This window comes from Variovorax sp. M-6, from assembly GCF_052114385.1.
GTDB lineage: Bacteria > Pseudomonadota > Gammaproteobacteria > Burkholderiales > Burkholderiaceae_C > Variovorax.
This window is the reverse complement of record NZ_JBFREQ010000034.1, coordinates 40429-54036: the sequence shown is the minus strand read 5'-3', so window position 1 is coordinate 54036 and position 13608 is coordinate 40429. Positions and strand designations below refer to the sequence as shown.

The 13608-nt window shown below is 67.3% G+C and carries 17 protein-coding genes; 10 read left to right on the top strand and 7 right to left on the bottom strand.

Features of this window, described 5'->3' with window-relative positions:
- Positions 1–7: 7 nt before the first annotated feature.
- Genes AB4Z46_RS28810 through AB4Z46_RS28800 form a run of 3 tightly spaced genes read right to left on the bottom strand, consistent with a single transcriptional unit; the run spans position 8 to position 1730 of the window.
- Entirely contained in the window at positions 8–430 is a 423-nt protein-coding gene (locus AB4Z46_RS28810) for a PaaI family thioesterase (protein ID WP_442286976.1), read from the bottom strand.
- Complete coding sequence (locus AB4Z46_RS28805; protein WP_442286975.1) at positions 430–978, bottom strand: hypothetical protein; 549 nt, start codon at positions 976–978, stop codon at positions 430–432. Before AB4Z46_RS28805 ends, AB4Z46_RS28810 begins: the two co-directional genes overlap by 1 nt.
- Positions 978–1730, bottom strand: coding sequence for a GntR family transcriptional regulator (locus AB4Z46_RS28800; protein WP_442286974.1), 753 nt, complete (start codon positions 1728–1730; stop codon positions 978–980). The genes AB4Z46_RS28805 and AB4Z46_RS28800 overlap by 1 nt, the downstream gene beginning before the upstream one ends.
- Positions 1731–1925: 195 nt before the next feature.
- On the opposite strand from AB4Z46_RS28800, the gene AB4Z46_RS28795 reads away from it, so the two are divergent.
- Complete coding sequence (locus tag AB4Z46_RS28795; protein ID WP_442286973.1) at positions 1926–3032, top strand: M14 family metallopeptidase; 1107 nt, start codon at positions 1926–1928, stop codon at positions 3030–3032.
- Between the two features lie 37 nt (positions 3033–3069).
- On the top strand, positions 3070–3699 hold the full coding sequence (locus AB4Z46_RS28790; protein ID WP_442286972.1) for a VOC family protein: 630 nt from the start codon (positions 3070–3072) through the stop codon (positions 3697–3699).
- On the opposite strand, the gene AB4Z46_RS28785 is transcribed toward AB4Z46_RS28790, so the two are convergent.
- The 3 genes from AB4Z46_RS28785 to AB4Z46_RS28775 form a co-directional block, all read right to left on the bottom strand.
- Positions 3662–4090, bottom strand: coding sequence for a hypothetical protein (locus tag AB4Z46_RS28785; protein WP_442286971.1), 429 nt, complete (start codon positions 4088–4090; stop codon positions 3662–3664). The genes AB4Z46_RS28790 and AB4Z46_RS28785 overlap by 38 nt on opposite strands.
- Before the next feature lie 133 nt (positions 4091–4223).
- Positions 4224–5543, bottom strand: a complete 1320-nt coding sequence (locus AB4Z46_RS28780; protein WP_442286970.1) for a heavy metal sensor histidine kinase — start codon at positions 5541–5543, stop codon at positions 4224–4226.
- Positions 5540–6223: a heavy metal response regulator transcription factor gene (locus AB4Z46_RS28775; RefSeq protein WP_442286969.1), complete on the bottom strand. Its 684-nt coding sequence runs from the start codon at positions 6221–6223 to the stop codon at positions 5540–5542. The genes AB4Z46_RS28780 and AB4Z46_RS28775 overlap by 4 nt, the downstream gene beginning before the upstream one ends.
- Before the next feature lie 155 nt (positions 6224–6378).
- Between AB4Z46_RS28775 and AB4Z46_RS28770 the strand changes: the two genes are divergently transcribed.
- The 8 genes from AB4Z46_RS28770 to AB4Z46_RS28735 all read left to right on the top strand — a co-directional run bounded on the left by AB4Z46_RS28770 (position 6379) and on the right by AB4Z46_RS28735 (position 13450).
- A complete protein-coding gene (locus tag AB4Z46_RS28770) occupies positions 6379–6804 on the top strand; it encodes a hypothetical protein (protein ID WP_442286968.1) in 426 nt (141 codons plus the stop codon).
- A 119-nt stretch (positions 6805–6923) separates the two neighbouring features.
- Entirely contained in the window at positions 6924–7265 is a 342-nt protein-coding gene (locus AB4Z46_RS28765; protein WP_442286967.1) for a hypothetical protein, read from the top strand.
- Positions 7262–8686 (top strand): TolC family protein, encoded by a 1425-nt coding sequence (locus AB4Z46_RS28760; protein ID WP_442286966.1) that lies wholly within the window; start codon positions 7262–7264, stop codon positions 8684–8686. The genes AB4Z46_RS28765 and AB4Z46_RS28760 overlap by 4 nt, the downstream gene beginning before the upstream one ends.
- 40 nt (positions 8687–8726) lie before the next feature.
- Positions 8727–10142, top strand: a complete 1416-nt coding sequence (locus AB4Z46_RS28755; protein WP_442286965.1) for a multicopper oxidase family protein — start codon at positions 8727–8729, stop codon at positions 10140–10142.
- A gap of 33 nt (positions 10143–10175) precedes the next feature.
- Positions 10176–10682: a cupredoxin domain-containing protein gene (locus AB4Z46_RS28750; RefSeq protein ID WP_442286964.1), complete on the top strand. Its 507-nt coding sequence runs from the start codon at positions 10176–10178 to the stop codon at positions 10680–10682.
- Positions 10683–10748: 66 nt separating this feature from the next.
- On the top strand, positions 10749–11090 hold the full coding sequence (locus AB4Z46_RS28745) for a copper-binding protein (protein WP_442286963.1): 342 nt from the start codon (positions 10749–10751) through the stop codon (positions 11088–11090).
- 69 nt (positions 11091–11159) lie between these two features.
- The gene (locus AB4Z46_RS28740; protein WP_442286962.1) at positions 11160–11351 is read left to right on the top strand and encodes a heavy-metal-associated domain-containing protein; all 192 of its coding nucleotides are present in this window, start codon (positions 11160–11162) and stop codon (positions 11349–11351) included.
- Complete coding sequence (locus AB4Z46_RS28735) at positions 11348–13450, top strand: copper-transporting P-type ATPase (protein WP_442286961.1); 2103 nt, start codon at positions 11348–11350, stop codon at positions 13448–13450. The genes AB4Z46_RS28740 and AB4Z46_RS28735 overlap by 4 nt, the downstream gene beginning before the upstream one ends.
- Here the strand turns inward: AB4Z46_RS28735 and AB4Z46_RS28730 are convergent.
- On the bottom strand, positions 13447–13578 hold the full coding sequence (locus AB4Z46_RS28730; protein WP_442286960.1) for a hypothetical protein: 132 nt from the start codon (positions 13576–13578) through the stop codon (positions 13447–13449). The two genes, AB4Z46_RS28735 and AB4Z46_RS28730, sit on opposite strands and share 4 nt — an antisense overlap.
- Positions 13579–13608: the final 30 nt, after the last annotated feature.

Sequence of the window (13608 nt, the reverse complement as noted above, 5' to 3'; positions counted from 1 at the left end):
GCGTGCCTCAGCCTGGCTGAGCGCCGTAGCAACCCCGGCCCACCGCGGTCAAGCGGCCCTGATCGTCGAAGACGTCGATGTCCACCACCCCGACCGTGCGGCCGACGCGCCGTGTGCGCGCCTTCGCCAGCAGGTGGGTGCCGGTCGAGGGCCGCAGGTAGTCGACGCGAAAATTGATCGTGGGAACCCCGCCCTTGACGACCACGGCGACGGCGAAGTCGCCGACGGTGTCGATCAGCGCGGCGATCGGCCCCCCATGGAACTGCCCGCCGATGCCGCCGCCGCGCTCGAATTCGGCGCGCATCGGCATCTTCATGGCCACCTCTCCGCCCTGCGCATCGACGCTGACGACCTCGAGGTTCATGAAGGCGATGAAAGGTGACTGCTTCAGCCACGATTCGATGGTTTCAGGCGTCAATTCGGCGGGCATCAAATATCCTCAGCGTGCGGTTGATGAACAAAACACTGCTCGATCGAGTCTGGGTGGCGATCCGGTCGATAGGCATAGATATGCACCGACACCGCGGTTTCGGCGCGCGTGTTGAGCATCTCGTGGACCAGGCCGCTGTCGAGCGACCCTCCGCCCACATAGCCCGCATCGCGGGTGAAGCGGGCTGTCTCGATGGCGGCGTCGCTGCCCGGCTCGGTCGCATAGCTCACCTCGTCGAGGCTGCCCCGATAGACACCGAAGGCACAGGCGCAGTGGTGGCTGTGGATCGGCGTCTGGCACCCGGGCGGCCAGGTGAGCACCCAGATGCCGAACCGGTTCCCCGGATCGCAGAAGAGCAGCCTGCGCGAGAACTGGTCGACGGCCGCCGGCGGCAGATCGCGCAGCAGGTCGGCGTCGTTCAGCAGAGCGCGCAACGTGCGCTGCGACACCGAGCAGAAGGCCTCGTCGAGCCCGTTGCTGGCGTCGACCAGGCTGCGCATGGCGTCGCCCGACGTGCGGGGCCTGTCGGACAGCGAGAGCCCGGCCATCAGGTGCGCGCCGGCATGGCCGGCGTCCTGGAAATGCTCACGTCGAGCAGCGACTCGCTCGACATCAATGCGCTGGTCACCATGGCCCTTGACGATTCGAGTTCTTCTCGCGTGACCCGCTCGGCCTCGTCGGCATCGCCGCGTGCCAGCGCCGCGATCAGCGCGTGGTGTTCGTCGCCCATTTCTTCCGTCCGGTTGCGTATCGCCAGGCCGAAATGGAACAGGCGCTCCATCTCGCTCAGGGTCTGTGCCAGCATGAGAACCAGGCGCTCGTTGCCGCTCGCACGTGCGATCGCCAGGTGGAACTCGGTATTGGCCTGGAGGAACTCCGCCTCGGTGTCCCGATCGCCGGGTCGATAGCCCTTGGTGCGAATCAACGCCAGGCGCTGAAGGCTCGACTCGCCGATCCGCCCCGCGGCCAGACGCACCGCCGCCACCTCGATGATCGAACGCAGCTGGAACAGATCGTTGACGTCGCGCAAGGTGACCGGCTTGACCACATAGCCGCGCCGATGCACGGGACGCAACAAGCCGACCACCGAGAGCCGGTCGACGGCCGCCCGTGTGGCTGCGGTCTTCAGGTTCAAACGTGCCGCGAGTTCCGCTTCGGACACGATGCTCCCGGGCGCCAGATCGCAGCGGACGATCGCTCGCGTGATGGCCTCGTACGCCTCGTCGCTCTGCCGATGCCGAGCGCCGGTCGGAGCCGGCAGGTCGCTGCGTTCCGGACATTGAGGCGTTGGGGCGTCCATGACTGACATGTTATTAATTTCCCCATTCATTCAACTCAGGGAAAGCCCGGACAGAGGCTCTGGAGTGTGCTCTGTCATCATTCGGCAGTGAATATCCGCGTGAATTCGCAAGCCGGATTCCCGACTTCATACGACGGTTTCAAGCGCATCTGACATGGCTTGAGTCCATAACTAAGATGTTATGAAAGGCGTCCCATGTCCCAAGGCGATGTGATCGACTTCTATGCGGAGACCTACCCGGAGGCGCGCGCCAAGTTCCAGCTCGCCGTCGCGCAAAGCGCGGGGCAGTTGACGTCGTACGTGCATCCCGGTGCCGTCGGACCGGACCACGGCACGCTCGCCATGGACGTCGGCTGCTTTGGCGCCGTCGACGCGCCGAAGGCGTTCCTGATCCTGTCCGGCACCCATGGCGGCGAAGGCTATGCCGGCTCGGCCGCTCAGATCGCCTTGCTGCGCAGCGGGGCGCTCGACCACCTGGCGCCCGACACCCGGGTCGTCCTGGTCCATGGGATCAACCCCTACGGCTTCGCGCACTGGACCCGCACCACCGAGAACAACGTCGACCTGAACCGCAACTTCGTCGACTTCTCCGGCCGGCTCCCGCGCAACGATGCCTACCTCGAGCTCCATGACGCCCTGTGCCCGAAGGAGTGGACGGAGTCGTCGCGTGCGAGTTCCCGGCGCGCGATCGACGCCTGGATCGCGGCGCACGGGCAGCAGGCCTGGATGCAGTCGATCATGATGGGCCAGTACGACGAACCGACCGGCTTGAACTACGGGGGGAGGGCGCCGGAATGGTCGCATCGCACGCTCGAAGCGATCCTCGCGCAGCATCTTCCGTCGGTGAGGAAGCTGGCATTCATCGACTGGCACACCGGGCTTGGCCAGCCGGGCCAGCCCTTCTTCCTTTGCTTCAACCAGCATCGTGACCCCAACTGGGAGCGCGCCTGCAGCTGGTGGGGGCGGGACCGCATCGAAACCGCGGACGGCTACGACGGCGCCGCTCGCCCCACCTACAACGGGCTCATCTTCTACGGCGTGCAGCGCTTCGTGGCGCCCGCGGAAGTAACGGGGGCGGTGATCGAATTCGGCACCTTGCCGGTGCAGGAGTCCTTCGATCAGTTGCGAATCGACCGCTGGCTGAAGTTCGGCCACACGCCGGATGATCCGGACCGACTGGCGGCCATGCGGCGCGGTGTCCGCGATGCCTTCACGCCGCCCGATCCGGCCTGGCGGCGCGGCGTCGTCGCACACGCCACCGAGATCCAGCTGCAGGGCCTGGCCGGCGTCGCCGCCTGGTGACCGGATACGCATTCCAACCCACTCTCAGGAGCATTCCATGACCCTACGCCTCGATCACTTCATCTACGCCGGTCGCGATCTGGATTCGATGAGCCGACAGTTCGAGCAACTGTCGGGCGTCGTGCCGGGAAAGGGCGGACGGCATCCGGGCCTCGGCACTCGCAATGCGCTCGCCTCGCTCGGGCCGGATATCTATCTCGAACTGCTGGCGGTCGATCCGGAGCAGGCCAAGAGCCTCGACGGCACGATGGGCAGCCGCATCGACGCGCTGCCGTTTCCCCGCATGTTCGCCTACATGCTGAAGGGGCAGGAACTGGAGCGCCTGAAGGAAGTGCTGGCGCAGCATGGCATCGGTGCCGATCTGTTCGATGCCTCGCGCACCACGCTGGATGGCCAGACGCTCAGGTGGCGGCTGCTGGTCCCGCATGACAACCCGCTGGGCGATTTCGTGCCGAAGTTCATCGACTGGAAGGACACGACCCACCCCGCGACGACCTCGGTGACGGGCTGCACCTTCGAGAGCTTCGAACTCGGCCATCCCGAATCGGACCGCCTCAACGCATTGCTGAGCGCACTGGGCACGGACATCCGGGTCCGGCGCGCCGACCAGGGCTACTTTCGGCTCAGGATCAAGACCCCGAAAGGCGACCTGTCGTTGGTCGGCTGAGTTCGTTGCCGCCCAGTTCCGGACCGCCGCGCAGGCGCGCGTACTCGGCGGCGGCTTGCCGGTACGCGGGCGTAGACATGTCGGCGCCGGCTTCGCCGTTCTGTGCGGCGGCCAGTCCCGAGCGGATCCAGATCGCGGTGTCGGCCTGGACCGCCGCCCGGCCGTTGGCGGAGACGCTCACCGCGGCGCGCGGATGGCCTTCGGGATACCCGGCGCCTCCCGCGCTCCGCAGCCAGCGCCGGGTGTCGGCCGCGACGTCGGCGCGGCTCGCGGCCGAGGCCAGCGGCGCGGGCCGTGGGTCACCCTCCGCATAGTTGCCGGCCGAAGCGGGGCCCGCGATCGCCGCGAGCAGGGCGGTCAGCAGCAGGGAGTTCTTGAGGGAGAGGTTCATCTTCGATCCTTTGACAGGTAGAGGGGCGTTGTTGCCGGACGAGACAAGCACCAGAGGCTTGTCGCTTTCGGTTCACCCACTCTAGGTTGCGGATCGACGGATTCCCGAACAGGAAGATGACAATCGCGTCATGTCAGCCTTCGGAGGTCGCCACCGAGAAGCTGATCTCGGTGACCCCCGATCGCGACGTGGCCTGCGTCTGCCCCCCATGCATCCGCGCGATCGCCGCCACGATGGCCAGGCCGAGCCCGTGGTGCTCGGACGAGTCGGTGCGCGACCGCTCCGCCCGGAAGAACCGCTTGAACAGATGGGGCAGCACATCGGCCGCCACCGGCTGCCCCCGGTTGGCGACCCTGACCCAGACGCTGGCCGGCTGCGCTTCGATCGCGACCGCGATCGTGGAGCCGCGCACGGCATACCGGCTCGCATTGCTCAGCAGGTTCGAGAGCGCCCGGCGCACCAGCCCGGTGTCGATGCCGACCTGCGCATCGCCGCTGACATGCACGCGCAGTTCCGCGACTTCCAGCATGGCCTCGTGGAAATCCAGCACCGTGCGCACCTGCTCGGCGAGGCTGACCGGCGCCAGGCGGCGCGCGACGGCGCCCCGGTCCGCCTGGGTCAGGAAGAGCATGTCGGTCACGATCGCGGACACGCGTCGCGCCTCTTCCAGCGCCGACAGCAACGCTTCCCGCAGTTCGTCCGCCGATCTCGGCCGGGCCAGTTCGACCTCCACCATTCCGATCAGGTTGGCCAAAGGCGTCCGCAGTTCGTGCGCCACATCGGCGTTGAACGCCTCGAGTTGCTGGTAGGCCTGTTCGGCCCGATCGAGCACCGCGTTGAACTGCGCCACCCAGGGCGCGATCTCCGAAGCGTAGGGCGATGGGTCGATGCGCCGGCCCGGATGGGCGGGGCCGGTGGCCGCCGTCTGTTCCACCAGCTTCTGCAAGGGCTTCAGCCCCCGGCGCACCAGCATCGCGCCGGTCGAGGCGATGAGCATGGAACCGAGGACGACCGCGCCCAGCAAGGTCCAGGCGAGCCGGGCCAGCAGCCGGGCGTCGTCCTGGACGTCGATGCCCAGTCGCAGGTCCATCACGGCATCGCCGGACTGGATCTTCTGTTCCTCGGTGGGCATCCACAGCCAGCGCGCCGAGGCGCGGCTCGGCGTGGTCGCGTAGATGATCTCGCTGCCCTGGCGCAGCACGAGGCTGATTTCCGAATGCGTCAGAAAGAAATCGTCCAGCTTGTGGCGCAGGCCGTCCCGGCCCGTCTCGCTGCGAGACTCCTCGATCAGATGCCTGATCAGTTCGGACTGCCGCTCGAACTCGCTGGCCTGCTTCAGCTGGAAGCTCCAGGCCGTGACCGCATAGATCGCCGCACAGACGAGGCTCAGTCCGAGCAGTGCCTGGACCGCGAACCAGCGGGACAGCGCGGCCTGAATGGAGCCCGCATTCACGGCGAGCTGCCTTGTCGGCTCTCCAGCACGTATCCCATGCCGCGCACCGTGTGCAGCAGCTTCTCCTCGAAGGGATCGTCGATCTTGCCGCGCAGCCGCCGGATGGCGACCTCCACCAGGTTGGTGTCGCTGTCGAAGTTCATGTCCCACACCTGCTCGGCCAGTTGCGTGCGGGACAGCACATTGCCCTGCCGGCGCATCAGCAGGGTCAGCAGCGCGAACTCCTTGGCGGTCAGGTCGAGCCGTTGCCCGTTGCGCGAAGCCTTGCGCGAGATCACGTCGAGGCTCAGGTCCCCGAGCGCGTAGCTCGACATCTCGTGCAGCTTGCCACGCCGCAGGAGTGCCTGAATCCGGGCGAGCAATTCCGAGAAGGCGAACGGCTTCGCGAGGTAGTCGTCCGCGCCGCTTTGCAAGCCGCGCACCCGGTCGGCCACCGCGTCGCGAGCCGTCAGCATCAGGACCGGCATCGACTTGGACTTTCGCACTGCGTCCAGCACCGCGAAGCCGTCGATGCCCGGCAGCATCACGTCCAGCACCAGCAGGCTGTAGTCGCCGTCGAGCGCCAGGTTGCGCCCCTCGGTGCCGGTGCGCGCCAGATCGACCGTGAAGCCGCTTTCCGAGAGCCCCTTGACGAGGTAGTCGCCCAGTTTGTGTTCGTCCTCGATGACCAGAATTCGCATCGCCGGATCGTACGGCGCAAGCATCGGCAGGAGGATTACATCTTTGTAATCCGGCTGTTCGGCGATTGCCGGACTGTCTTCCTAGAGTGCCGGCATGCACAGGTCACCCGCGAACCACGGCTTCTCGACAGGCCTCGGACACGACACCAACTAGAATGCGCGACATGCACCGGGTTCGCCTGCTCGTCCTTTGGATCATGATGATCGCCGTGCCCTTCCAGGGGTACGCGGCGGCAGCCATGATCTACTGCGGGCCTGGGCATTCCGGCGCGACGGCTGCGGTGGTGTCCGCCGAGCCTTCCGCGGCGCACGACCATGCCCAGCACCAGCACGGTGATGGGCACGGCGACAAGCACCAGGTCGCGAAGCCACCCGCCAACGACGATGGCGGCAAGAACGCCAGCGCGACACACGACACCCTGCACAAGTGCAGCACCTGCGGCGCGTGCCATGCCACCGCGCTCACCAGCACCCTGCAACTGGCCGTGTTCCACGACCTTCCCAACGCCGACCTGGCGGAGCCGGCCATCGCCATGGCCACGCTCGCACCGCGCGTTCTCGACAAACCGCCTCGCGCCTAACGCGTTCGCTCGCCTGTGACCCGGCGTCACGGGCCGCTGCGAACGCTCATGCATCGCCTGCGTCCTGCCCCTTTGGGGGCGGCTCCGACGCACTCCGTTCATGAACTCGCGAGGACTCCATGTTCCATTCATCGCCAGCCCGTTGGCTGGCCGTATTTCCCGCCATGGCGGCGCTGGCTGCCGTGGCGCAGCCCGTGCCCACGCCGTCCGGCACGGCACCGACGGCGGCGCCACCGGTCCTGAGCTACCGGTCCGCGTTCGAGGGCTACCGGCCCTTCGCCGATGAAAATCCCATCCCCTGGAAGGAGGCCAACGACACCGTCCACCGCCGCGGCGGTTGGCAGGCCTATGCCAGGGAGGCGTCGGACACCCGCCCCGACGAAGCCGGATCGCCCCCGCCGGGCCACGCGATGCCGATGCACGGGACGCCCGCAACAGCGGCGAAGAAGGACCAGCCATGAAGCGCGCCTTGCGTTTGACGACCGTCGCTGTCGCGGTCGTCTTGCTGGCCGGCTGCGCCTCGGTGAGCATCGACGACGCCTTGCAGGAGACAAACACCCGTGCCCAACCCTTCACCCAGGGCAAGCTGGAGCTCAGCCGCACCCAGGAACAGCGTGACCGCCGCTCGGCGCTGACGCAGGAACTGCTGTCGAGGCCGTTGTCGCAGAACGATGCGATACAGGTCGCGCTGGCCAACAGTCCGGCGGTCCAGGCCCTGGTCGCCCAGAGCTGGGCCGACATCGCCGCGGCCAACCAGACCAGCCGGATGCCCAACCCGATCTTCACGTTCGAGCGCATGACGCTCAACAGCGAGCTCGAACTGGGCCGCCTGCTGTCCTTCGGCCTGGTGGATCTCATCCTGCTGCCGCAGCGGCTGGAGATTTCCAGGAGCCAGTCGAACCAGGCCAAGGTCCAGCTCACGGGCACGGTGGTCGACCAGGTCACGCAGGTGAAGCAGGCCTGGGTCCGCGCGGTCGCCGCGCAGCAGATGCGACGGTACGCCGAGCAGGTCCACCGGTCGGCCCAGGCCAGTGCCGAGCTTGCGCGCCGGATGCAGCTGGTCGGCAACTTCAGCAAGCTCCAGCGCGCCCGCCAACAGGTCTTCTATGCCGATGCCACCACCCAGCTCGCCTCGGCACAGCACGCCGCCACCGCAGCGCGCGAAGAGCTGATCCGTGCCTTGGGGCTGGACGACGCCCAGGCCGCCGGGCTGACCCTGCCCGAGCGGCTCCCCGATCTGCCGAAGGCGCCGCGCGAAGCGAAGGACGTCGCGGCCACCGCGACAGAGCAGCGCCTCGATGTGCAGCTCGCTCGCGCCCAGCTGGACGTGGCGGGCCAGTCGCAAGGCATCAACCTGCTGTCGACCTTCATCGACGTGGAGCTCAGCGGCCGCCACGACACCGTGTTCGAGAACAACGCGGAAGGCACGAAGAGCACCCGGCGCGGTTACGAGCTCGACATCCGGCTGCCGCTGTTCGACTGGGGAACCGCGCAGCGCGATGCGCTCAATGCCCAGTCCCTGGCGGCCGCCAACCGCTACGACGCCACCGTGCGCGGCGCGTCCTCGCAGTTGCGCGAGGGCTATTCGGCCTACCGCACCGCCTACGACATCGCTCGCCACTACCGCGACGAGGTCGTCCCGCTGCGCCAGGCCATGGCCGAGGAGAACGTGCTTCGCTACAACGGCATGCTGATCGGCGTCTTCGAGCTGCTGGCCGAAGCGCGCGATCAGGTCACGGCCGTGTCCAACGCCATCAACGCCCAGCAGCAGTTCTGGCTCGCGGATGCCGCCCTGGCCGCCTCGGTCATCGGCAAGCCGACCGCCGCCGGGGCACCCATGGCCAGCTCCGGGACAGCAGCCTCCTCTGGCGCCGCGCATTGAGCGCGACCCGAATCCAATGACACATCGATCGATGAACGACATGACAAACAGACGCAACTTCCTCGGCGGTGCCGGCGCCATCACGGGCGCCATCGCGGCCGCGAGCGTCGGCAAGGTGGCCATGGCCGCATTGCCCGAGCCCGTGCTCCAGACGACGCCCGACACCATGCCGCCGCTCGCGCCTTCGAGCGGCCGGCCGTACAACCCCGTGGTCACGCTCAACGGCTGGACCTTGCCCTGGCGCATGAACAACGGCGTCAAGGAGTTCCACCTGGTGGCCGAGCCCGTGGTGCGCGAGATGGCGCCCGGCTTCAAGGCCAACCTCTGGGGCTACAACGGCCAGTCGCCGGGCCCTACCATCGAAGTCGTGGAAGGCGACCGGGTCCGGATCTTCGTGACCAACAAGCTGCCCGAGCACACCAGCATCCACTGGCATGGCCAGCGTTTGCCCAACGGCATGGACGGCGTGACGGGCCTGACCCAGCCGGCCATCCGGCCCGGCAAGACCTTCGTCTATGAATTCGTGGCGCGCCGCCCGGGCACCTTCATGTACCACCCGCATGCGGACGAGATGGTGCAGATGGCGATGGGGATGATGGGCTTCTGGGTGACGCACCCGAAGGGCGAGCACCCGCTGATCGACAAGGTCGACCGCGACTTCGTGTTCCTGCTCAATGCCTACGACGTCGAGCCCGGCAGCGCCACGCCCAAGATCATGACGATGCTGGACTTCAACCTCTGGTCCTGGAACAGCCGGATCTTTCCCGGCATCGACTCGCTCAACGTCCGGCTCAACGACAAGGTGCGCATCCGCGTCGGCAACCTGACGATGACGAACCACCCGATGCACCTGCACGGTCACGAGTTCCTGGTCACGGGGACGGACGGCGGACCCACGCCGAAGAGCACCCGCATGTACGAAGTCACCACCGATGTGGCGGTCGGGCAGATGCGCCAGATCGAGTTCCTGGCCGACGAGGAAGGCGACTGGGCCTTCCACTGCCACAAGAGCCATCACACCATGAACGCGATGGGCCACGACGTCCCCACCCTGATCGGCGTCGACCACAAGGACATCACCCGGCAGATCGCGGACCTGGTGCCCGACTACATGGTGATGGGCGAGCGCGGCATGGCGGACATGGGCGAGATGGAGATGCCGATCCCCGACAACACCGCGCGAATGATGACGGGCGAAGGCCCGTTCGGCTCGGTCGAGATGGGCGGCATGTTCAGCGTGGTGAAGGTGCGCAAGGGCCAGAAGCCGGGCGACTACACCAACCCGGGCTGGTTCAAGCATCCGAAGGGCACGGTGGCCTACGAACTGGGCGGTCCGCCGCCCGAGGCGCCGCGTCAACGCGGTGCCGGCGCGGCCGCGATGCCTGCGAAGAACATGCCCGCCAGGAACATCGAAGTCCAGGTTCGCAAGCCCGCCGGCGGTCACTCCGGCCACTGATTCTCTTCCTCCCTTCCCACCCCAAAGGACCCCATGAAGCACGTACTCCGCAACACATCCCTCGCAGCGCTGCTCGCCGTGGCCGCCGTGGCCGCCTCCGCGTCGGGCACCCATGCCGGTGGCCACGGCCACGACGCCGACCAGGCGATCGGCAAGCCCGGCGTGGCCGCCAAGAGCACCCGCACGATCCATGTCGACATGACGGACGCCATGCGCTTCACGCCTGCCGACATCACCGTCAAGCAGGGCGAGACGGTGCGCTTCGTCATCAAGAACTCCGGCGCCTTGAAGCACGAGTTCGTGCTCGGAACCGAGAAGGAACTCAAGGAACACTATGAGGCCATGAAGAAGAACCCGGAGATGGAGCACGCCGACCCGAACATGGTGACCCTTGCGGCCGGCAAGACCGGCGAAGTCGTCTGGCAGTTCACCAGGGCCGGCAAGGTCGACTTCGCGTGCCTTCAGCCCGGCCACTACGACATGGGCATGAAGGGCGCCGTGAGCGTCGCCCGACCGGCCGGCAAGGCCGACCGCAAATAGCACCCTCGACGCGCCGGACATCCGGTCCGGCGCTCTCCAGCTTTCCAATCACTTCAGCGACATCCCATGATCAACATTCGTATCGCCTTCACGGCATTCATTGCAGCACTCACGATCGCCGGGACGGCCAGCGCCCAATCCGGCACGCCCGGCCAGGCTTCCGCCGCCGCGTCCACCGAAGCCTCGGAACTCGCCGAGGGCGAGATCCGGAAGATCGACAAGGCCGGCAAGAAACTCACGATCAAGCACGGCCCGCTCAAGAACCTCGACATGCCGGGCATGACCATGGTCTTCCAGGTGACCGATGACGCCATGCTCGAGAAGGTCCAGGTCGGCGACAAGGTCCGGTTCCGGGCCGAGAAGGTCGATGGAAAGTTCACGGTGACCCAGCTCGAAGCGGCGCACTGAATCATCGGGCTTGACTCTCCCATAGTGTCAACCTTGAAACTGGACTTCACTTTCAACCAAGGAGTCTCCATGCAAGAGTTCGAAATCCAATCGATGACCTGCGGCCATTGCGCGAGCCGGGTGGCGCAGGCGGTCAAGAACCTGGACGCCCAAGCGAAGATCGAAGTGGACCTGCCGACCAAGACGGTGCGCGTCGATACCGCGGAGGATCGCGCGTCGGTCGCCGCGGCCCTGGCGGAGGCAGGCTACGCGCCGAAATGACCGGCGCGATCTACACCTGCCCGATGCACCCGGAGATCCGGCAGGATCATCCGGGCCATTGCCCCAAGTGCGGCATGGCGCTCGAACCCGAGATGCCGAGCCTCGATGAAGGGGAAGATCCCGAACTGCGCGACTTCAGGCGCCGCTTCGTCTGGACGCTACCCCTCACCCTCGTCGTCACCGTGCTGGCGATGGCCGGCCACCGCCTGCAATGGTTCGACATGGCCACGCAGAGCTGGATCGAGTTCGTGCTCACGGTGCCGATCATGCTGTGGGCCGGCTGGCCCTTCTTCGAGCGTGCGGTGCAATCGGTCGCGCATCGAAGCCCGAACATGTGGACGCTGATCGGCCTGGGCACCGCCGCCGCGTTCATCTACAGCGTCGTGGCCACGGTGGCACCCGGCGTGTTTCCCGCTTCGTTCGTGTCGATGGGACGCGTGGCGGTGTACTTCGAAGCGGCCGCAGTGATCATTTCGCTGACCCTGCTGGGCCAGATTCTCGAACTCAAGGCGCGCTCGCAAACCTCCGCGGCCATCAAGTCGCTGCTGGGTCTTGCGCCCAAGACCGCGCGCCGGATCGGCGCCGACGGTGTCGAGGTGGATGTGCCGATCGCCCACGTGCATGTCGGCGACAGGCTGCGCGTGCGCCCCGGCGAGAAGGTGCCCGTCGACGGCGTGGTGGTCGAAGGCGGCAGCGCGGTCGACGAATCCATGCTCACCGGCGAGCCGCTGCCGGTGAGCAAGCGGGTCGGCGACAAGCTCATCGGCGCGACGCTGAACACCCACGGCGCGCTGGTGATGCGGTCGGAGCGGGTCGGATCGCAGACCGTGCTCGCGAGTATCGTGCAGATGGTCGCGCAGGCCCAGCGCTCCAGGGCCCCCATGCAGCGCATGGCCGACCAGGTGGCCGGCTACTTCGTGATGGCCGTCATCGGCATCGCGGTCCTGACCTTCTTTGCCTGGGGCCTGTTCGGGCCGGAGCCGCGCTGGGTCTACGGCCTGATCAATGCCGTGGCGGTGCTCATCATCGCCTGCCCCTGCGCGCTCGGCCTCGCGACGCCGATGTCGATCATGGTGGCGACCGGCAACGCCGCCACCCAGGGCGTGCTGTTCCGCGACGCCGCCGCGATCGAGAACTTCCGCAAGGTCGACACGCTCATCGTCGACAAGACGGGCACGCTGACGGAGGGCCGGCCGCAATTCGAACGCGCGCTGGCCTCGCCCGGCTTCACCGAGGACGAGGTGCTGCGCCTCGCGGCGAGCCTGGACCAGGGGAGCGAACACCCTCTGGCGAACGCCATCGTCCAGGCCGCACGCGAACGCCATCTGGCACTGGCCAAGGCCGACGGCTTCGAATCCGGCAGCGGCATCGGCGTGAGCGGCCGCGTGGACGGCAGGAAGCTGGCGCTCGGCAACACGGCGCTGATGGACCAGCTCGGCATCCCGGTCGACGGCCTCAAGCCCAAGGCCGAAGCGATGCGTGCCGAAGGCGCCAGCGTGATGTTCCTCGCGGTCGACGGGCGACTTGCCGGCCTGCTCGCGGTGTCGGACCCGATCAAGGCCACCACCGTGGAAGCGCTGGCCGCCCTCAAGGCGTCGGGCCTGCGGGTGATCATGGCGACCGGAGACGGGCTGACCACGGCCAGGGCCGTCGCCTCGAGGCTGGGCATCGACGAGGTGCACGGCGAAGTCAAGCCAGCCGACAAGCTGGCCTTGGTGGACAGGCTGCAGCGGGAGGGCCGCATCGTCGCGATGGCCGGCGACGGCATCAACGATGCGCCCGCGCTCGCCAAGGCCGACGTCGGAGTGGCGATGGGCACCGGCACCGATGTCGCGATGAACAGCGCGCAGGTGACGCTGGTCAAGGGCGACCTGCGGGGCATTGCGCAGGCGCGCGTGGTCTCCGAGCAGACCATCGCCAACATGAAGCAGAACCTCGGCTTCGCCTTCCTCTACAACGCGCTCGGCGTGCCCCTGGCCGCAGGCGTGCTGTTTCCGTTCACGGGGTGGCTGCTGTCACCGATGATCGCGGCGCTGGCGATGAGCCTGAGCTCGGCGTCGGTGATCACCAACGCCTTGCGTTTGAGAGGGAAGCCCTAGCGTTCGCAGCGGAACAGGATGCCGGATTCCGCCGGCGCCTTCCCGAGCATCCGCAGGGTGGAGCGATCCTTCTGGCAGTACGCCGCGGCTTGGGACGAGGTCGTGGCACGCAAGACGCCGTCGCTCATGCGGACGACTTCATTGGGGGGTGTGGCGGC